We start from the raw sequence: 19,130 nt of genomic DNA, 5'->3' as shown, positions 1-19,130 counted from the left end.
GCGCGTGCCGGCGTCGTCCTGTTCTAGAGTTGGCATGGGCGAATTTGTTGTTCTGCCAGATCCACAGAGGATGCCCAGCAGATACAAATATGACGTTTCTCCGTCATCGAGAGAAAGTGGAATTGAACCATGGCAATCAAGCGGCGTATCGATGAAACCGCTGGCCGGGCAGCCCTGCGCGAATGGGCGCAAACCGCGCAGGGACAAGGAAAAACAGCACGTCCGGTGCTGGCCGCTGCAGTGCGCTTTTCGCTGGAGGAACTCGCCTCTCGCGCCGAAGGCAACTCGGTGGAAGTCCGCATACCGCCCTTTGGTGTGACTCAGTGCATAGCGGGGCCCCGCCATACCCGCGGAACACCGCCGAATGTAGTCGAAATGCCTGCTGGGCTCTGGCTTTCCTTGGCTACTGGCCGGATTAGTTGGGGTGAGGCCTTGCAAACTGGGCAATTGCACGCTTCTGGACTTAGGGCAGACTTGTCAGCGCATCTACCACTTATTGAGTACCCTTAAGGGTATGGAGCAACACCCCGCTACACCGTCTTCTGCCGATCAGAGTGTCGAAGTGCAAATTCACTCGTCGCCGAAGTTCTGGCCGTTCATCTTGACCTTCGCGGTCGTTGGCGCACTGGTAGGTCTGGTCATCGGCCTGCTTGGCGAACCTTCGCAGGATTACACCCGCACCGCAGCGTCCGGATTCTTTGCAATATTCGGTGCAGGTTTGGGCGTTGGCATCGGCGCATTGGCATACGTGATTGTTGATCGCGTGACTTCACGCAAAACCACCAAGCATCTGGCAGTTCCTCTGGCCGAGGACACTGACTCCAGCGGACTACAAGGCTAGGCAGCTTTTCTCCTGAATTAGAAGAGCAGGCGGCCGCGCACCTGGCCGCCACCCACCACATTCTTGGTCGGTGTCGACCAACTGGAACATGAGAGAATAACCAACATGGCGCGTGGCGATGGATTCCTAAATCACGATCTGCTTCCGAACGAAAAAGGCCCGCAGGATGAATGCGGCGTTTTTGGCGTTTGGGCTCCTGGCGAAGAGGTCGCAAAACTAACCTATTACGGCCTGTATTCCTTGCAGCACCGCGGACAGGAGTCCGCGGGCATTGCTACGAGCGATGGTGCGCGTATCAACGTCTACAAGGACATGGGCCTGGTCTCCCAGGTATTCGACGAGAATACGCTGAATTCCATGACCGGCCAGCTGGCCATCGGCCATTGCCGCTACTCCACTACCGGTGCCAGCCACTGGGCCAATGCGCAGCCAACCCTGGGTCCTACCCAGACCGGCACCGTGGCTCTGGCCCATAACGGCAACCTGACCAACTCCGCTGATCTGGCCGACATGGTCGCTGCCAAGCAGCAGGCCGAAGGCGGCAAGGTCCGCGGAGAAATCGCCCAGGGCAACACCACCGACACCGCTTTGGTCACCGCCTTGCTGGCTGGTTCCGAAGGCCAGACGCTGGAAGAAACCGCACTGGAACTGCTGCCGAAGATCGAGGGCGCGTTCTGCTTCGTCTTCATGAATGAAGACACCCTCTATGCAGCGCGCGACCCGCACGGCGTGCGCCCGCTGGTCTTGGGACGCTTGAACCGCGGCTGGGTTGTAGCCTCCGAGCAGCCCGCGCTGGCTACCGTCGGTGCCTCGTTCATCCGCGAAATCGAACCAGGCGAAATGATCGCCATCGATGAGAACGGCGTGCGCTCCACCCGCTTCGCCGAAGCCACCCCCAAGGGCTGCGTATTCGAATACGTCTACCTGGCGCGCCCCGATGCCGCTATTGCCGGCCGCTCGGTCTACGAATCCCGCGTGGAGATGGGCCGCCAGCTGGCCCGCGAGAACAGCGCGCATGCAGATATCGTGATCCCGGTTCCGGAATCAGGTACCCCGGCAGCCATCGGCTACGCCGAGGAATCGGGCATTCCGTTCACCCACGGCTTCGTGAAGAACGCCTATGTGGGCCGTACCTTCATCCAGCCATCGCAGACCCTGCGCCAGCTGGGCATCAAGCTCAAGCTCAACGCCCTGGAAACCGTGCTGCGCGGCAAGCGCGTAGTCGTGGTGGATGACTCCATTGTCCGCGGCAACACCCAGCGCGCCGTGGTGCGCATGCTGCGCGAAGCCGGTGCGGCCGAGGTGCACGTGAAGATCTCATCCCCTCCGGTGAAGTGGCCTTGCTTCTACGGCATCGACTTCGCGTCGCGTGCCGAGCTGATCGCCAACGGCGCGGCCGTGGATGAGATCGCGACCTCCATCGGCGCGGACTCGCTGGCTTATATTTCCGAAGACGGCATGATCGAAGCCACCCGCCAGCCGCGCGAGCGCCTATGCACCGCGTGCTTCACCGGCGAATACCCGATCGCGCTGCCTAATGAGGAACGCCGCGGCAAGAACCTGCTTGAGCGTGCCAACCAGGGCGGTTGCGAGCCAGGCCCTGATGCTGAATTCGAAGCAACCAACTAATCCCTTCATGATCCCCAACCATCTCGTTGCAAAGGACCCCGGAAATCCGGGATCCAGAACAGAAAAGGAACCGACTGCCATGAGCGGCAATGATCAGCAGCCAACTTCCATCACCTATGCCGGTGCCGGCGTTGACGTTGAGGCCGGTGACCGCGCCGTTGAGTTGATGAAGGGCGCCATCAAGGCCACCCACACCTCCGGCGTTGTTGGAGGGGTAGGCGGCTTCGCCGGGCTCTTCGATGTATCGTTCCTGACCGGTTACAAGAAGCCGTACCTGGCCACCTCCACCGACGGCGTGGGCACCAAGGTCGCCATCGCGCAGAAGCTGGACATCCACGACACCATCGGCCAGGACCTGGTCGGCATGGTCGTCGATGACATCGTCGTGGTGGGCGCCAAGCCGCTGTTCATGACCGACTACATCGCCACCGGCAAGGTCGTCCCCGAGCGCATCGCGGACATCGTGCGCGGCATCGCCGAGGGCTGCAAGCTGGCCGGCACCGCGCTGGTGGGTGGCGAAACCGCCGAGCACCCAGGCCTGCTGGCCGAGGACGAATACGACGTGGCCGGTGCCGCGACCGGTGTCATCGAAGCTGATCAGCTGCTGGGCCCAGAGCGCGTGCGCGCAGGCGACGTAGTTATCGGCATGGCTTCCTCGGGCATCCACTCCAACGGCTACTCGCTGGTGCGCCGCGTCATCGCCCACGCCAAGTGGGAGCTGGAGCGCGAAGTCGCCGAATTCGGCAAGACTCTGGGTGAGGAACTGCTGGTTCCAACCCGCATTTACACCACCGCATGCCTGGACCTGGTGGGCGAGCTGAACGACGGCGAGAACTTCGGCGTGCACGGCTTCAGCCACGTCACCGGCGGCGGCCTGGCAGCCAACCTGGCCCGAGTACTGCCACAAGGCCTGATGGCCCGCGTGGACCGCTCCAGCTGGGCTCTGCCGGCAGTCTTCTCCACCATTGCCCAGCTGGGCAATGTGCCGCAGCCTGACCTTGAGCGCACCCTGAACCTGGGCGTGGGCATGGTTGCCGTTGTCGATCCAGCCGTGGCTGACCGTGCCGTGAACCTGCTGAACAAGGCCGGCATGGGCGCTTGGATCATGGGTGGCGTCGAGAACATCGATCCATCGGCTGCTCAGGCTGGCCTGGACTATGTCCAGGGTGCCAAGGGCGTTGATGGCGGCGCAGTGCTGATGACCGGCAACTACGCCAAGTAGGAATTCGAAGCGTTATTGCTTCGCCAGATGCGCCGTGCTGCATGCAGCACGGCGCATCTGCTTTTAAACCCGTTGTCGTTCTTCTAAGCGATAGCCACCGGCCGGTGCATCGCTAGTCCAGCTGGCGCAGTGCCTGTTCCAGCGGAACGCGCCAGCGCCACGTCGCTTTCTGTTCTCCCCGGACGTGGCCGTTGGTAATCAAGGCCACTGGCAATTCCCGCTTCACGAAATTCAGCAGGATCTTGTATCCGCTCATCACAGCCAGTGAAGATCCCATCACCAGCAGCGCATCTGATTCAGCTTCAAGCGCGGCGATGCGTTCCTTGCGTTCGACAGGCACGCTTTCGCCGAAGTAGACCACGTCGGGCTTCAGCGCTAGGGAACCGCAACGCAGGCAGCTGACCATGTTGAACTGTTCCACCAGGTACTGGGGCAGCTCCACGTCGCCGTCCGGGTTCACTGCCGCGGGGTCGATCTCCACGGCTTCCAGATAGCCTTCATTGGCCGCTTGCAGGCGCAGGTCGAAATCATTGCGGTTCTCGCTGTTGCCGCAATCCAAGCAGCGCACAATCGACAGGTCGCCGTGCACCGGAATCACCCGGCGCGAACCTGCCTGCTGGTGCAGCCCGTCAACGTTCTGAGTAACGATCCCGCTGATCTTTCCCGTTTCTTCCCATTGCACCAGGCGCCGGTGGATCTGGTTGGGCTCTGCTTTATCCATATGCCGCCAGCCGACGTAGCCGCGCGCCCAATAGCGCTGGCGGGCTTCGGGCCGGTAGCGGAATTCTTGGAATGTCATCGGACGGTGGCGCTGCAGCGAGCCTTGCGGACCGCGGTAGTCGGGGATGCCCGAGTCCGTGGAGACTCCGGCTCCGGTGACCACCAGGACTCGTCCGGCTGCAAGCATTTGCTGCACCCCGGCACGCGCTTCGGTTTCCGGGGATGCCGGCGCCTGCTGCTCGACGATGCGCTGCATTGAGCGGATGGCCGAGTGGTGCGCCATCTGGATTGACAGCTCTTCTGGAGTGCTCACGTTCCACCTTAAAGTTGCGGGGCGCGACAAAGGCCGCAACGACTAAAGCTAATCTAGCTTAGTCGCTGCGGCATGTCGCAAAATGTACTGAAGAGCTGTACCACTCAACGCTTAAGGTGTGGCACTCTGAGCCAAGGACTCCCGGCGTCAGAAGACGAGGCTACTCGTCTTCGTCATCTCCCGAGTACTTCTTAGTCAGCTCGTCGTAATCCGAATATTCTTCGTCATACGATGAATCATTACGCTCAGTATTCTGAGCGTGATGATCGGACCGAACGCCCAGTTCGCGTTCAAGTGCCGAAAGGTCAGTGGACGGCGAGTAGTACTTGATATCTCGCGCCTGACGCTGTGCTTTAGCCTTTTGACGGCCGCGCCCCATGGCGTGACCCCCTCTTTTCAGTAGAGTCGGAAGGTGGTCCACCTTGAAAAAGATGAAGGCCTCCGAATATGTGATCAGTTCTTTCGTAATTAAAGGTTAACACGATTCACCGGCGAGCGTTGAATGCAACACCCGCCGAAACCGCTAGACTATCGATTAGTCCAACGACTACGTATTGAGCCGGCGAGCGATCGCCCGACCCAACCACGAAGGAGCTCAACAGGTGGTGGAAAACAATCTGCCTGAGCCGCAGGCGGCGTTACCGCCATTGCAGCCAGAACCGGAGAAGCCCAAACGTCAAGGCGCTAGGTGGGCTCTGATGGTTGTTGCTGTGCTTGCACTGGCCGCTGCAGTGGTTTTCGTCGTGTTGAGACTCGTGGATCCCCCAGCTTCGCCCATCGCGAACAACGTGCCACGCAATGAAAATCCCGGCCTCGACGGCATCATCGCTACGCAGATGCCACCGACTCAGCTGGAGCAAGGCGATTGCCTGCGCGGCTTCCTCACCCCGTTGGACCCGCAGACTGTTGTCACCTGTGATTCCTCCCATAATGCCCAGTTGATCGGCACTTTCCAGCTCACCGGTGAAGATTATCCCGGAGCCAACGTACTGCTGACTCAGTCAGAGGACCTATGCAAGTCGGTCTCGCTGGATCCACGCGCCGGGTTGGACTCCACCTGGACCTATCACTTCTCGCGTCCTTCGGAGAGCACCTGGGATCAGGGCGACCGTACGGTTTCCTGCTTCCTGAGCTTGTCGGAGGGCAACGTCCGCAGCTCTTTGCTGCCCGAGGGCGATAGCGACGACGAGGGCGATAAAAACGATTCCAAGTCCGAGGATGAAAAGCCGAAGGACGAAGAAAGCACTGAAAGCTAGGGCTGCACTGATTACAGCCAACTAGGGCGTGAGCAGATTTCCCATCTGTTCACGCCCTCGTTGCGTTCCAGGTACCTAACCCTGCTTGGCAACCTGCAGCTTGTCACCAGCCTCATCCAGGCTGACCACTACAGCATCCCCATCTTGGACCGTTCCGGCAAGGATCTCCTTAGCCAAGCGGTCACCGATCTCGCGCTGCACCAAACGGCGCAATGGGCGGGCACCGTAGGCCGGGTCGTATCCGGTCAGTGCCAGCCACTCGCTCGCGGCCGGATCCACTATCAAGCTCAGTCGGCGATCAGCCAGGCGCTGGGCCAGCAGGTCGATCTGCAGCTTGACGATGTTCCCGAGCTCTTCGATGCTCAATGGATCAAAGAGGATCACCTCATCGAGGCGGTTCAAGAACTCTGGCTTGAATGACGCGTTGACCACGTTCATCACCGCAGACTTCTTGGCTTCCTCTTCCAAGGACTGATCCACCAGGAACTGGGAACCGAGGTTGGAGGTGAGAATCAGGATGGTATTCCTGAAGTCCACCGTGCGCCCTTGCCCATCGGTCAACCGCCCATCATCGAGTACCTGCAGCAGGATGTCGAAGACCTCTGGATGGGCTTTCTCCACCTCGTCGAGCAGGATCACCGAGTACGGGCGACGGCGTACCACTTCGGTGAGCTGTCCACCTTCCTCGTAGCCGACATAGCCCGGAGGAGCACCGACCAGACGCGAGACCGCGTGCTTCTCGGAGTACTCGGACATGTCGATACGCACCATGGCACGCGGGTCATCGAACAGGAAGTCCGCCAGGGACTTGGCGAGCTCGGTCTTGCCGACACCCGTTGGACCAAGGAACAGGAAGGAGCCGGTTGGGCGGTTCGGGTCGGCAATGCCTGCCCGAGTCCGTCGCACCGCGTCGGAAACCGCGGCGACTGCCTGCTTCTGGCCCATCAGGCGCTGCCCAATGACCTCTTCCATCTCCAGCAGCTTCTGGCTTTCGCCCTGCAGCATGCGCCCGGCCGGGATGCCCGTCCAGGCCGAGATGACTTCAGCAATGTCGTCCGCGGTGACTTCCTCAGCCACCATGGTGTGCACATCAGCCTTGTCGGCTTCGGCAGCGGCGGCCGCGTCCAGTTCCTGCTGCAGCGTTGGGATCTCGCCGTAGAGCAGGCGTGAGGCCTTCTCCAGATCCCCTTCGCGCTGGGCCTTTTCAGCCTGGCTGCGCAGCTCATCGAGCTTGACCTTCAAGTCCCCGACGCGGTTCAGTCCAGCCTTCTCCGCTTCCCACTGGGAATTGAGCGCATCAAGCTTTTCCTTCTTGTCGGCCATGTCCTTGCGCAAAGCTTCCAAGCGTTCCACCGAAGCTGGATCCGTCTCGTCGGACAGCGCCAGTTCTTCCATGGTCAGCCGGTCCACCTCGCGGCGCAGCTCATCGATTTCCTCGGGAGCAGAGTCGATCTCCATGCGCAGCCGGCTGGCGGCCTCATCGACCAGGTCGATGGCCTTGTCCGGCAGCTGGCGTCCGGAGATGTACCGGTTGGACAGCGTGGAGGCAGCCACCAGGGCCGAGTCGGCGATCGAGACCTTGTGGTGCGCTTCGTAGCGTTCCTTCAGTCCGCGCAGGATGGCAATGGTGTCATCCACGCTCGGCTCGCCGACATACACCTGGGCGAAGCGGCGTTCCAGGGCCGGGTCCTTCTCGATGTTCTCGCGGTACTCATCCAAGGTGGTGGCACCGATCAGGCGCAGCTCGCCGCGGGCCAGCATCGGCTTGAGCATGTTGCCGGCGTCCATGGCACCTTCGGAGGCACCGGCACCGACGACGGTGTGGATCTCATCGATGAAGGTGACGATCTGGCCATCGGAGGCCTTGATCTCTTCCAATACCGACTTCAGACGCTCTTCGAATTCACCGCGGTATTTCGCGCCGGCGACCATGGCACCCAGATCAAGGGAAATCAGGGTTTTGCCGCGCAGGGATTCTGGCACGTCGCCAGCGATCATGCGCTGGGCCAGGCCCTCAACCACAGCGGTCTTGCCCACGCCGGGCTCGCCGATCAGTACCGGGTTGTTCTTGGTACGGCGGGAAAGCACCTGGACCACACGGCGGATTTCGCGGTCACGGCCGATGACCGGATCCAGCTTGCCCGAGCGAGCCAAGGCGGTCATGTCGGTGCCGAACTTCTCCAGGGACTGGAAGGTCGCTTCCGGATCAGGACTGTTGACCTTGCGGTCCCCGCGGATGGTCGGCAAGGTGCCAACCAGCAGTTCACGAGTGGCGCCGAATTCGCGCAGTGCTTCTCCGGCCTTGGTCTGATCCGATGCCAAAGCGATCAGCAGGTGTTCGGTGGAGACATAGGTGTCCCCCATTTCGGTGGCGGTCTCCTGGGCGTTGTTCACGACCTGCAGCAGCTGGCGGGAGAACTGGGCCTGGGCAACCGAGGATCCGGAAGTCGAAGGCAGCGCGTTAATCACGGCACTAGCCTTGACTGAAAGCGCGTCGACATCCATTCCGGCAGTCTTCAGGAGGGCCACGGCTACTGATTCCCGCTGGTCGAGCAATGCCTTAAGCAGGTGCGCAGGTTCAATCTGCGGATTGCCTGCGGTTGAAGCGTTCATACCGGAAGCCGAGAGGGCCTCTTGGCTCTTGGTGGTGAGTTTGGTGTCCACGCGCATCCTTTCTCTCATTGGGTGAACTCATAAACTTGAGTGTACTTAACTCAACTCTACTCTGTACATCCTTATTCCAGCCAGCAAAAGATTTTTCAAAATTTCTTCACAGTTCTTGTCGCACACGCAAAATCCGTTGTCGCACTGAAATTCGCCAATCTACTATGAGTTATGAGCAACCCGGATTCACATCACAACTATCAACTCGACTACCACAACATGGCGCAGGTATTCATAGATCAGCACCGCCAAATGCTCATGGCGTGCCTTGACGGGCTCACCGAGGAGGAAGCTCGTGCGAAGTTGGTCGAATCCAAAACCACGCTGCTTGGGCTGGTCAAGCACGCAACCTTCGTTGAACGCGTGTGGTTCGGCGAAGCAGCCACAGGTAAGAGCCGATCAGAATTGGGAATCGCTGCCACCCCGGACAGGTCATTCGTCCTGAAGGCCTCGGACACCATCGCATCGGTGCGACGCGATTACAGGAACGCTGTAGAGCTTTCCCACCAAGCCCTTGAGGGCAAGAGCGGCGACGACATATTCCGTGGTAACCGGCGCGGTCCGCTTCCGGTGCGGTGGATCCAATTGCACATGCTGCGTGAACTAGCCCAGCACTGCGGACATGCAGATATCTTGCGCGAGCAAATCTTGACTGCACGAAAACGTCAGCCCGCCTAGGCCTCGCTAGACTCCGAATATGCCGATCACCTTTCTTCCACTGCCCGCAGAACAATTCTCGTCATGGATGAAAAGGAGCACCGCAGAATACATTGCAGACCTTCTCGCTACCGGGGTCCCCGATGGCAAAGCGCGAGAAGATGCGCACACCACGATGACACGCGCTTTCCCCTATGGCCTGCCCAGTGCAACGAATGCGGTTTTCACCCTGGAAAGCCCTGCATTGGGCAATGTTGGCTATCTATGGAGCGGTTGCGACTCATCAGGGGATCCGACCTCGTGGTGGGTGTGGGACATCGTCATAGAAGCAGGGCACCGCGGCCACGGCTTCGGCCGCCAAGCCATGGTCTTGGCTGAAAAGTACGCTCGCTCCCACGGTGCGCAAACCTTAGGGCTGAACGTGTTCGGGTTCAACCGGGCCGCGCGCGGACTCTACGAATCATTGGGCTACGAAACTACCAGCGTCAAAATGCGAAAAACGCTCTAGTGCCACTTCGATACGTCGAATTGCCGTCAATACCTATCCACGGGCACTGCAACCAAGTACATTACAGATCACAATGACATCTGAAGACAAGTTCTTTCCATGGAACCGCAGATCAAGTTAGACTGGAGGTACGTAAGGGAGTATTCATAAGCGCTCAACCCGTCAATACGTAGGACTTCGAAAGTCTTGCCGGGTTTTGCGGCCAGCCCAGTGCCGGTGAAGAGACTTACTCGGTCGCGTGCGCGCAACTTACGAAAGCAGGATTCCCTATGGGAGTTTCCCCTTTGATTTGGGGCATCACGATTATTGTGATTCTTGCCCTATTAGCCTTCGATTATTTCTTCCATATCCGCAAGGCCCATGTTCCCTCGCTGCGTGAAGCGGCCATCTGGTCCAGCATCTATGTCGGCATTGCCCTCGTCTTCGGAGTCCTGGTGCTGTTCTTCGGCGGCCTCGACATGGGTGCTGAGTACTTCGCCGGATACATCACCGAAAAGGCATTGTCGGTCGATAACCTCTTCGTCTTCCTGATCATCATTGCCAGCTTCCGGGTACCGCGTGAAGACCAGCAGAAGGTCTTGCTCTTCGGCATCGTCTTCTCGCTGATCGCCCGTACCGCCTTCATCTTCGTCGGCGCGGCACTGATCAACCAGTTCGCCTGGGTCTTCTACCTCTTCGGCCTGATCTTGTTGCTGACCGCAGGCAACCTGCTGAAGAAGGATGACGAATCCGATGAAGCCAACAACTTCATCATCCGCATCGCCAAGAAGCTCTTCCACACCACCGACAACTACGACGGCGACAAGCTGTTCACCAAGATCGATGGCAAGAAGGTACTGACCCCGATGCTGCTGGTCATGGTGGCCATCGGCGGCACCGACATCCTCTTCGCCTTGGATTCGATTCCAGCGATCTTCGGCCTGACACAGAACGTCTACATCGTCTTCACTGCAACGGCCTTCTCACTGATGGGCCTGCGCCAGCTGTACTTCCTGCTGGACGGACTGCTTGATCGACTGATCTACCTGTCCTACGGCCTGGCCGCCATTTTGGCCTTCATCGGCGTGAAGCTGATCCTGCACGCGCTGCACGAGAACAACCTGCCATTCGTCAACAACGGCGAACACGTAACGGTTATCGAGATCAGTACCGGGCTCTCGCTCACGGTGATTATCGGCGTGCTGGTGTTTACCGTGCTGGCTTCGCTGTTCAGCAAGGCCGGCAAGGCGCAAACGGCCATCGGCAACTTGCGCCGCCATGCCAGCAGCTACACCGACCTGACCTACACGGCCGATGAGCACGAACGCGAACGTATCTACCGCGCTTTGGTGGAGGAAGAGGCGTATGTGAAAACCATGGAGAAGAAGTACCGCGACAAGGCCAAGGACGTGGATAAGATCCGCGAAGAGGTCAAGGAAGCCCACCGCCAGCACGACGAGTATCTCAAGAGCTGATTCGATTTCGAATTAGCAGCCAATGGCTGCCAACTCCCTCGAGAGCTGGCAGCCATTAGCGCTTTTGGCGTCATTGCCCTGACCAGGGCTGCTGCGCGAACTGGTTTCATTCCTGCAATTGAATCTGAAGCAGCTTTATTCGTTCCACCAACTCGGGCTCGGCGGACTACCCTGGATGCTTAGCCGCTACCCTTGCCATCCAAGCCAATTCATCGGCCACCTCGTTATAGATCAGGCCGGTGTGTCCCCGATGCCTGGTGATGGAGACTTTTGCCGAACAAGCATTCCATGCAGCTAAGAATTCCAAGCTTAAAGCTTCTTCGATGCCGCGATACCCATCAATGACTCGTCCGCTGGTAATCAGCTCCTCGATCACGCAATAGGCGTCTTCCGAATCCGTATGGATCACGGCACTGGCAGCTTGCGAGCCCTGCAAGTATTCCAATGCAAGGACGACAGCACGCAGCTCAAGAGCACCCATATGACCAGTAAACTCTCCGGCAAAAACCACGACATCGCCGCCGGCTGCCACCATCGCTATTGAGCCAACCCCGGCAGGATCCGAGGAAGCATCGACACCGATCACTACGCGTTTTGGGTGTCCGTAGCTCGTGGACCAATATTCGGGATGACATGCGAGCACCCGTGGCCTCACCGCTTCTAGGCTTCGGGCACCTCCCCTGCGAGCAGGGGCCTCTTGCAGCCGTTGGCGTTGCCGAGCCCGCTGTGTCAACGATAGTTTCGCGTCGCAGACTAGCCGTTCGATTTCGCGAGCGGCCCTGTTGATCTGGTTTAGCCCACGAGTCACGGCATAGCCAGAATCAGCAAAACGGCGAGCGATGTTGCAGTTGCGTTTAGGAACGCATATCCAGGTCTTTTCACGGTACTGCCCGAGGAGCTGTTCTAATTCGCGAAGCATAATTGGCAGCGGCCTCGGCTCCTCCGAGGCGCTCGCATGCGAGGTGAGAGTGCCATCATCACGGCTGTCTACAATTAGCCAGTAGACCATTAAGCCATCGCCAATAATTTCTGGCATCGTCCACGTGATAATCGAAGCGTGCATGGGCTTCGCGATCATCTCGGCATTGGGCACACGCGGAATTGTGGATTCAGGCAATGTCCGGCTCAGCAAGTCACCGGCAGATACGGTATTCAGGCTCATGCACATACGTTCTCAATGCACACCGACAAGATGGCTTTCGCGGCTGGTCGCTGATGCCGCTGTCCACGAGCCGTTCAGCGCAATAGCTACCGGCGGACGTCTCCGATGAAGTAGTCCGAAGGCACGATGACCTTGCCCAGAGGCATCAGCGATACCGGGATCATCTTCAGGTTTGCGATGCCCAGCGGAATGCCGATGATCGACACGAACATCGGGATCGCGGTCACCACGTGGCCGATGGCAATCCAGATGCCAGCAAAAATGATCCAGATGATATTGCCCAGCGTGGAGAACGCACCCACCGGGCCGTTGTCGACTACGGTCCGGCCAAAAGGCCACAGTGCATAGCCAGCAATGCGGAACGAGGCGATGCCGAAGGGAATGGTCACGATCAGCACGCAGCAGATGATGCCAGCCAATACGTAGCCAAGTGCCAGCCACAGGCCACCAAAGACCAGCCAAATAATGTTGAGAATACCGCGCACTAAATCAGTCATGTTTCCATTCTCCGTGATTTTCCTGCTTTGCTCCATCCGGGATCACCCCGATTCGCACCCCTAGGGTGTCCAATCCCCTACTGCCCGGCAAGCATCGGGGCTGGTTGCTCGGCTAGGATTAATCATCATGAGCGAATCGAGCGAGCAGCAGCGCCCAGAGCACGGCACTGCCCCTAGGAATCCAGACCTTTTCCGTGCCGAGCCGGTATCTTTCGTGCGCCGCGGCAATCGCCTGCAAGGCCGCCGCGCCAGCGCGTGGGAGCGCAATGCCGAGCAGTACGTCATCGAGCCTCCTCGCAAGATTGCCGACACCTCGGTAGCTGATGACTTCCAGCTCGATCCGGCCCAGGCTTTTGGCCGCACCGCGCCGCTGATCGTGGAGATCGGCACCGGTTTGGGCGAGTGCATCGCCAACGCCGCGAAGGATGATCCTGAGCGCAACTACCTGGCAGTTGAGGTCTACCGTCCGGGGCTGGCCCAGCTGATGCTGAAGGTCGAGTCCTTCGGCATCAGCAACGTCCGCGCCGTTCAGGCCAACGCTCCAGAAGTTCTGGACGTCATGCTTGATGAAAACAGCGCCGACGAGATCTGGATCTTCTTCTCCGACCCGTGGCACAAGCCGCGCCACCACAAGCGCCGTCTGATCAAGGCTTCGTTCTTGGACAAGGTCTCGCGCGTGCTCAAGCCAGGTGGAACCCTGCGTTTGGCCACGGACTGGTCCAACTACGCAGAGCAGATGCGTGAAGTGCTCAATGCCCACCCAGACTTCGAAAACCAGCATCCAGGGAATCTGGCCGGCGAAGGAAGCAACCTGACCAAGGTCCGCCGCGATGGCTTGGAAGGCTTCGACCCGGAGCCGGAATTCGTCGATGGGCAAGGTGGCTGGGCGCCGCGTTTCGAACGCCGCATTCTCACCAGCTTCGAGGGCAAGGCCTTGAAGGCCGGCCGCTTGGTCTTCGACCTGGCCTACACGCGCCTCGGCTAACCGCCGTAATGAAACCTTAGTCAGGGCCATGGAATTCTAGAATGGATTCCATGGCCCTTTCTGCTGCGCAAAATCTTCCCCATGCCCAAGCCTCGACGATGGAATATGCCGGGGTCCGCTTGGAACAGCTCTCTTTGGAGCATGCGCCGGATCTGGTGGCCCTTGCCGAGCAGGGGCAGTTGGATGACGCGTGGTTTGCCAGCACACCTACGGCCCAGGCAATGGCAGAAAATATTGAGCACCGTTTGGCTTTGCAGCAGGCCGGTAAAATGGCGCCCTTTGCCATTATTGATCTGGCTACCGGCAGAGCCGTAGGTGCCACGACGTATTTGAATATCGACGCGGCCAATCACCGCGTGGAAATCGGATCAACGTTCCTGGCCATATCCGCCCAGGGCACCGGGATCAATCCCGCAGCTAAATATCTGCTGCTGCAGCGGGCCTTCGAGCAGCTGGAGTGCTATTCGGTGGCGTTCTGCACGCATTGGCATAATGCCGCATCACGGGCGGCAATTACCCGGTTGGGTGCCAAGCAGGATGGCGTCTTGCGCAATCACAAATATGATCCGGTCACCGGCACCTTGCGCGATACCGTGCTCTTCTCGATACTCCCCCACGAATGGCCTGCCGTGCGCACCCAGTTGAACGCGCGCCTAGCGCGCCACGGCCGCATCTAGCGTCCGATGGCCCGGCGGGCGGCGAAGAATGTGTAAGACTGCTGGCGGCGTTCGGGCCTCATGCCCCGAGCCAGCGAAACCACGTCTCCGCCAGAGGTTCCGGCGGCGAAAATGCGCGATTGGCCCTGGCGTACTGCGCTGAGTTCCTGGCGCAGTCCATTGACTTCGGATTGCAGGAACGCAACTTGGTCCTGCAGATCCAGGATCCGCTTGATGCCTTCCAGCGAGACGCCTTCCTTGCTCAGCGACTGCACTTGGCGCAACAGCGATACGTCGCGCTGCGAGTAGCGGCGTTGCTTGCCGCTTTGGCGGCTCGGCGAGACCAAGCCGATGCGGTCATACTGGCGCAGCGTCTGCGGATGCATGTCTGCAAGTTGAGCGGCGACGGAAATGACGAAGACAGGTCGCAGGTACTCCCCGTTCACGTTGCTTCTACCACCTTTCTGCAAGGAGCCCGGGTTCGGGCCCTTTTGTTTGTGAGTCCATCTTCCCCGCCCAGCCAATTCGATGGCCAGGCAGGGAAAACAGCCTATTGAGCCTAGAGCTTGGCCTTGGCGGCCAAGTCCACTCGTGGATCCTCGCCCTCGGTGGCTGCGGCGAATTCCTCTACGGCCTTCTTTGCAGCATCCGACAGGTTCTGCGGGATCGCGACGTCCAAGACGATCAGCAGATCGCCGGCGGCCTTGGAAGTTTTCACTCCGCGGCCTTTCAAGCGCAAGGTTCGTCCGGAGTTGGATCCGGCTGGCACCTTCACCGCGACGGATTCCCCATCCAAGGTCGGCACATGGATCTTCGCTCCGAGTACCGCCTCGTCGAAGGTCACCGGCACGTGGATGCGGATGTTGTTCTCTTCGCGCTTGAAGAACGGGTGCTCAGTGACTTTGACCTTGACCAGCAGGTCACCGTTGCCGGCAGCCCCGGGCTGGCCCTTGCCGCGCACGCGCACCGACTGGCCGTCCTTGATGCCCGCAGGAATGCGCACGTCAATGACTTCGCCGTGCTGCTCGCGCAGGCCGATAGTGGTGCCCTTGATGGATCCGGCAAAGGAAATCGTGGTGCTGGCCGTGCGGTCAGCACCCTTGCGCGGTGGGGCGCTCTGTCCGAAGCCGCCACCGCCAAAGCCGCCGCCCCCGCCGAACAGGTCGGAGAAGTCCGGCTGTCCGCTGCGGCCCCGCGGGCCGCCTCCCCCGCCTCCGAAGAGGTTGGAGAAGATGTCCTCGAAACCGGCCTGTCCTCCCGGGGCACCGCCTGGTCCCCCGGCCGAGAAGCGAGCTCCGCCGCCCATGGCGCGGATTGCGTCGTACTGCTCGCGTTCTTCCTTATCCGAAAGCACCGAGTTGGCTTCCGAGATGTCCTTGAATTTCTTTTCAGCGGCCGCATCACCCTGATTGGTGTCGGGGTGGTACTTGCGCGCAAGCTTGCGGTACGCCTTCTTGATGTCCGCCTCACTGGCGTCCTTGGAGACGCCCAGAATGGCGTAAAAGTCTTTTTCGATCCAGTCCTGACTTGCCATCAGGGCCCCATCCTTTCAATGCCAATTCGAAACTGCCCACTGACGAAGTATCGGCAGTGGGCAGTTTCAATTGATTATTCGTGGCTATTCGCCGGTTGCTACCAGCACCTGGGCCGCACGCAGGATGGTGGTTCCCTTGCGGTAACCGGTGCGAAGCACCTGTCCCACGTGGTCAGCTGGAATCTCCGGAACAGCCTGGCGAAGCAGCGCTTCGTGGACGTTCGGGTCGAATTCGACGCCGGCCTCGTTGATGCGCTCCAAGCCATGCTGAGCCAGCACGGAGTCAAGCTTGTTGGCGATCGATGCGAACGGGCCATCGGTGAGGTCACCGTGGGCTCGGGCTGCATCGATGTCATCAAGTACCGGAAGCAGGGTGTTGAGCACGGACTGCACGGCGTTTTCACGCGCTACAGCTCGGTCGCGCTCCACACGCTTGCGGTAGTTGACGTATTCGGCCTGCAGACGCAGCAAGTCGTTGCGCAGTTCGGTTTCCACCGCACCGGCCTCTACTGGCTGCTCTGCTTCGGCGTCAGCGCCAGCAGCAGCTTCGTTCAGGATCGCCTCGGCCTGACCCAGGGCGTCAGCGGTTGGCTGCTCGTTAGCTGCCTCTGGCTGGTTCTCCGACTGCTCGTCGAAGTTCTCGTGCTGGTCCTGTGCCTCGGACATATTCCCTAACTCCCTACTTCTTGTCAGCTTCGTCTTCGTCGATTACCTCGGCGTCGACGATATCTTCATCAGCATTTGGAGCCTGCTCGCCCTCAGGTGCAGCAGCGCCCTCAGCCTGGGTGTTGGCGTAGATTGCCTCGCCCAGCTTGGTCTGCGAAGCCTGCAGCTTCTCGAACGCGGCCTTGACCTCGTCGTCGTTGTCCTGCTTCTCAAGGGCAGCCTTCAGTGCGTCGACGTCGGCCTGAACCTCGGTCTTGACCTCTTCTGGCAGCTTGTCTTCGTTGTCCTTGATCAGCTTGTCCACCGAGTAGGCTGCCTGCTCGGCAGCGTTGCGGGTCTCAGCAGCTTCGCGGCGTGCCTTGTCCTCTTCGGCGTGTGCTTCAGCTTCCTGAACCATGCGCTCGATGTCTTCCTTGGACAGCGAGGAGCCACCAGTGATGGTCATCGACTGCTCGGTGCCGGTGCCCTTGTCCTTAGCGGATACGTGCACGATACCGTTGGCGTCGATGTCGAAGGTGACCTCGACCTGTGGGATGCCGCGAGGAGCCGGTGCGATACCGGTCAGCTCGAAGGTACCCAGAGCCTTGTTGTCACGGGTGAACTCGCGCTCGCCCTGGAAGACCTGGATGGAAACTGAAGGCTGGTTGTCTTCAGCGGTGGTGAAGGTTTCCGAACGCTTGGTCGGGATCGCGGTGTTGCGCTCGATCAGCTTGGTCATCACGCCGCCCTTGGTTTCAATACCCAGGGACAGTGGGGTGACGTCGATGAGCAGAACGTCCTTGCGCTCGCCCTTCAGTACACCTGCCTGCAGTGCTGCGCCAACAGCTACAACCTCATCAGGGTTCACACCCTTGTTGGCTTCCTTGCCGGCCAGGTCCTTGACCAGTTCGGCAACGGCTGGCATACGGGTGGAACCACCAACGAGGATCACGTGGGCGATGTCCGAAACCTTGACGCCTGCTTCTGCAATAACGTCGTTGAATGGCTTGCGGGTGCGCTCCAGCAGGTCCTTGGTCAGGTCCTGGAACTTGGCACGCGAGAGGTGCTCGTCCAGGTGCACTGGGCCTTCCGGGGTCACCGAAAGGTACTGCAGGGAGATGTTGGTGCTGGTAGCCGAGGACAGTTCCTTCTTGGCCTGCTCAGCGGATTCCTTCAGGCGCTGCAGGGCAATCTTGTCCTTGGACAGGTCTGCGCCCTTGGCCTTGGCCTGAGCCAGCAGCCAATCTACGATGCGCTGATCCCAGTCGTCGCCGCCCAGGCGGTTGTCGCCTGCGGTGGAACGGACCTGGATGGTGGAGAAGCCGTCATCGTCCTTGCCAACTTCCAGCAGGGAAACGTCGAAGGTACCGCCGCCGAGGTCGAAGACCAAGATGAGTTCGTCTTCGTTGCCCTTTTCCAGGCCGTAAGCCAGTGCAGCTGCGGTTGGCTCGTTGACGATGCGCAGCACGTTCAGGCCAGCGATCTCGCCGGCTTCCTTGGTAGCCTGGCGCTCAGCGTCGTTGAAGTAAGCAGGAACGGTGATCACAGCGTCGGTGACCTTTTCGCCCAAGTACGACTCAGCGTCGTTCTTCAGCTTCATCAGGGTACGAGCCGAGATTTCCTGTGCGGTGTACTTCTTGTCATCGATGTCGATGGACCAGTCGGTACCCATGTGGCGCTTGACCGAAGCGATGGTGCGGTCAATGTTGTTTACTGCCTGGCGCTTGGCGATATCGCCAACCAGGACTTCGCCGCTCTTCGAGAAAGCAACGATGGACGGGGTAGTGCGGTTGCCTTCCGCGTTTGCGATAACGGTTGGCTCACCACCTTCGAGCACGGAAACTACGGAGTTGGTGGTTCCTAGGTCGATACCTACGGCACGCGACATAATGGCTCTCCTTTGCCTTGGTTGAAAGTACTAACGCTGAGGATTTTTATCCTGATTGAGCGTTCTGGACTCAAGTTTACTCAGCCGCTTTCGACTGTCAAATTAACTTGAGCCAACCTCACTCAACTTTGCGTTCTGTCTTCTTCAACGAACAAAGGGCAAGAATGATTCCCATGCCGAAAAATAATTTTCAGACACAGGACACCCAAGGCATTCAAGGACAATCCACCCTGCGCTCCCGGCGCCTCAACCTACCGAAAAAACGGTCCTTCCGGGAGTTGGATCGCCGCACCCAGGTTGCTGTCATCCTCGCTGGAATTATCGAGCTGACTTTGATGTTTGCAGCCTTGCGCGATCTTCGTCGACGCCCCGTTCAGCTGGCGAGAGGGCCAAAACCACTGTGGGCCGTGGTCAGTTGCCTCAACGTACTAGGAAGCATTTCCTACTTTGTCTTTGGGCGTCGCAAAGACCCTCAAAACTGATTTACAGACACAATGGA

General features: G+C 59.6%; 20 protein-coding genes. 11 read left to right on the top strand and 9 right to left on the bottom strand.

All coding sequences use genetic code 11. The features are described 5' to 3' along the window. Positions 1-129 precede the first annotated feature (129 nt). From AB4Y71_RS02835 to purM, 4 genes are all read left to right on the top strand, one after another. Positions 130-510, top strand: a complete 381-nt coding sequence (locus AB4Y71_RS02835) for a sterol carrier family protein (protein ID WP_441717816.1) — start codon at positions 130-132, stop codon at positions 508-510. 52 nt (positions 511-562) lie between these two features. Beyond that, entirely contained in the window at positions 563-841 is a 279-nt protein-coding gene (locus tag AB4Y71_RS02830) for a hypothetical protein (RefSeq protein WP_441717813.1), read from the top strand. Between the two features lie 105 nt (positions 842-946). Continuing rightward, positions 947-2,470, top strand: coding sequence for an amidophosphoribosyltransferase (gene purF / locus AB4Y71_RS02825; protein ID WP_441717810.1), 1,524 nt, complete (start codon positions 947-949; stop codon positions 2,468-2,470). A gap of 79 nt (positions 2,471-2,549) precedes the next feature. Beyond that, a complete protein-coding gene (gene purM / locus AB4Y71_RS02820) occupies positions 2,550-3,692 on the top strand; it encodes a phosphoribosylformylglycinamidine cyclo-ligase (RefSeq protein ID WP_441687275.1) in 1,143 nt (380 codons plus the stop codon). A 112-nt stretch (positions 3,693-3,804) separates the two neighbouring features. Here purM and AB4Y71_RS02815 read toward each other — a convergent pair whose 3' ends face one another. Beyond that, positions 3,805-4,695: a Sir2 family NAD-dependent protein deacetylase gene (locus AB4Y71_RS02815; RefSeq protein WP_441718485.1), complete on the bottom strand. Its 891-nt coding sequence runs from the start codon at positions 4,693-4,695 to the stop codon at positions 3,805-3,807. 190 nt (positions 4,696-4,885) lie between these two features. Beyond that, entirely contained in the window at positions 4,886-5,104 is a 219-nt protein-coding gene (locus AB4Y71_RS02810) for a DUF3073 domain-containing protein (protein ID WP_013349853.1), read from the bottom strand. Positions 5,105-5,327: 223 nt separating this feature from the next. On the opposite strand from AB4Y71_RS02810, the gene AB4Y71_RS02805 reads away from it, so the two are divergent. Next, a complete protein-coding gene (locus tag AB4Y71_RS02805; RefSeq protein WP_441717807.1) occupies positions 5,328-5,981 on the top strand; it encodes a septum formation family protein in 654 nt (217 codons plus the stop codon). 75 nt (positions 5,982-6,056) lie between these two features. Here AB4Y71_RS02805 and clpB read toward each other — a convergent pair whose 3' ends face one another. Further along, complete coding sequence (gene clpB / locus AB4Y71_RS02800; protein ID WP_441717804.1) at positions 6,057-8,645, bottom strand: ATP-dependent chaperone ClpB; 2,589 nt, start codon at positions 8,643-8,645, stop codon at positions 6,057-6,059. A 171-nt stretch (positions 8,646-8,816) separates the two neighbouring features. Between clpB and AB4Y71_RS02795 the strand changes: the two genes are divergently transcribed. The 3 genes from AB4Y71_RS02795 (at position 8,817) to AB4Y71_RS02785 (ending at position 11,264) form a co-directional block, all read left to right on the top strand. Beyond that, entirely contained in the window at positions 8,817-9,323 is a 507-nt protein-coding gene (locus tag AB4Y71_RS02795) for a DinB family protein (protein WP_134779633.1), read from the top strand. Positions 9,324-9,342: 19 nt separating this feature from the next. After that, a complete protein-coding gene (locus tag AB4Y71_RS02790; RefSeq protein WP_441717801.1) occupies positions 9,343-9,810 on the top strand; it encodes a GNAT family N-acetyltransferase in 468 nt (155 codons plus the stop codon). 269 nt (positions 9,811-10,079) lie between these two features. Beyond that, positions 10,080-11,264: a TerC family protein gene (locus tag AB4Y71_RS02785; protein ID WP_102597296.1), complete on the top strand. Its 1,185-nt coding sequence runs from the start codon at positions 10,080-10,082 to the stop codon at positions 11,262-11,264. Between the two features lie 166 nt (positions 11,265-11,430). On the opposite strand, the gene AB4Y71_RS02780 is transcribed toward AB4Y71_RS02785, so the two are convergent. Next, positions 11,431-12,426 (bottom strand): ribonuclease HI, encoded by a 996-nt coding sequence (locus AB4Y71_RS02780; protein WP_441717798.1) that lies wholly within the window; start codon positions 12,424-12,426, stop codon positions 11,431-11,433. Between the two features lie 86 nt (positions 12,427-12,512). Further along, positions 12,513-12,923: a YccF domain-containing protein gene (locus tag AB4Y71_RS02775; RefSeq protein ID WP_013349860.1), complete on the bottom strand. Its 411-nt coding sequence runs from the start codon at positions 12,921-12,923 to the stop codon at positions 12,513-12,515. Positions 12,924-13,050: 127 nt separating this feature from the next. On the opposite strand from AB4Y71_RS02775, the gene trmB reads away from it, so the two are divergent. Then, positions 13,051-13,908, top strand: coding sequence for a tRNA (guanosine(46)-N7)-methyltransferase TrmB (gene trmB, locus AB4Y71_RS02770; RefSeq protein ID WP_441717796.1), 858 nt, complete (start codon positions 13,051-13,053; stop codon positions 13,906-13,908). A 50-nt stretch (positions 13,909-13,958) separates the two neighbouring features. After that, a complete protein-coding gene (locus tag AB4Y71_RS02765; protein WP_441717794.1) occupies positions 13,959-14,585 on the top strand; it encodes a GNAT family N-acetyltransferase in 627 nt (208 codons plus the stop codon). Here AB4Y71_RS02765 and AB4Y71_RS02760 read toward each other — a convergent pair. The 4 genes from AB4Y71_RS02760 to dnaK all read right to left on the bottom strand — a co-directional run bounded on the left by AB4Y71_RS02760 (position 14,582) and on the right by dnaK (position 18,631). Next, the gene (locus tag AB4Y71_RS02760; RefSeq protein ID WP_134779631.1) at positions 14,582-15,010 is read right to left on the bottom strand and encodes a heat shock protein transcriptional repressor HspR; all 429 of its coding nucleotides are present in this window, start codon (positions 15,008-15,010) and stop codon (positions 14,582-14,584) included. The two genes, AB4Y71_RS02765 and AB4Y71_RS02760, sit on opposite strands and share 4 nt — an antisense overlap. Positions 15,011-15,123: 113 nt before the next feature. Continuing rightward, on the bottom strand, positions 15,124-16,098 hold the full coding sequence (locus AB4Y71_RS02755) for a DnaJ C-terminal domain-containing protein (protein WP_441717791.1): 975 nt from the start codon (positions 16,096-16,098) through the stop codon (positions 15,124-15,126). A gap of 84 nt (positions 16,099-16,182) precedes the next feature. Then, positions 16,183-16,764 carry a nucleotide exchange factor GrpE gene (locus tag AB4Y71_RS02750; RefSeq protein ID WP_441717789.1) on the bottom strand — a complete coding sequence of 194 codons (582 nt, stop codon included), beginning with the start codon at positions 16,762-16,764 and terminating at the stop codon, positions 16,183-16,185. A 13-nt stretch (positions 16,765-16,777) separates the two neighbouring features. Continuing rightward, positions 16,778-18,631: a molecular chaperone DnaK gene (gene dnaK / locus AB4Y71_RS02745; RefSeq protein WP_441717788.1), complete on the bottom strand. Its 1,854-nt coding sequence runs from the start codon at positions 18,629-18,631 to the stop codon at positions 16,778-16,780. A gap of 173 nt (positions 18,632-18,804) precedes the next feature. On the opposite strand from dnaK, the gene AB4Y71_RS02740 reads away from it, so the two are divergent. Continuing rightward, positions 18,805-19,113: a PLD nuclease N-terminal domain-containing protein gene (locus tag AB4Y71_RS02740; RefSeq protein WP_013349867.1), complete on the top strand. Its 309-nt coding sequence runs from the start codon at positions 18,805-18,807 to the stop codon at positions 19,111-19,113. Positions 19,114-19,130: the final 17 nt, after the last annotated feature.

Source organism: Glutamicibacter sp. MCAF14 (assembly GCF_052114325.1).
In the GTDB taxonomy this organism is placed as follows: Bacteria; Actinomycetota; Actinomycetes; order Actinomycetales; family Micrococcaceae; genus Glutamicibacter; species Glutamicibacter arilaitensis.
Note: the sequence above shows the minus strand (reverse complement) of the source record. Positions and strands in the feature narration are given on the sequence as shown.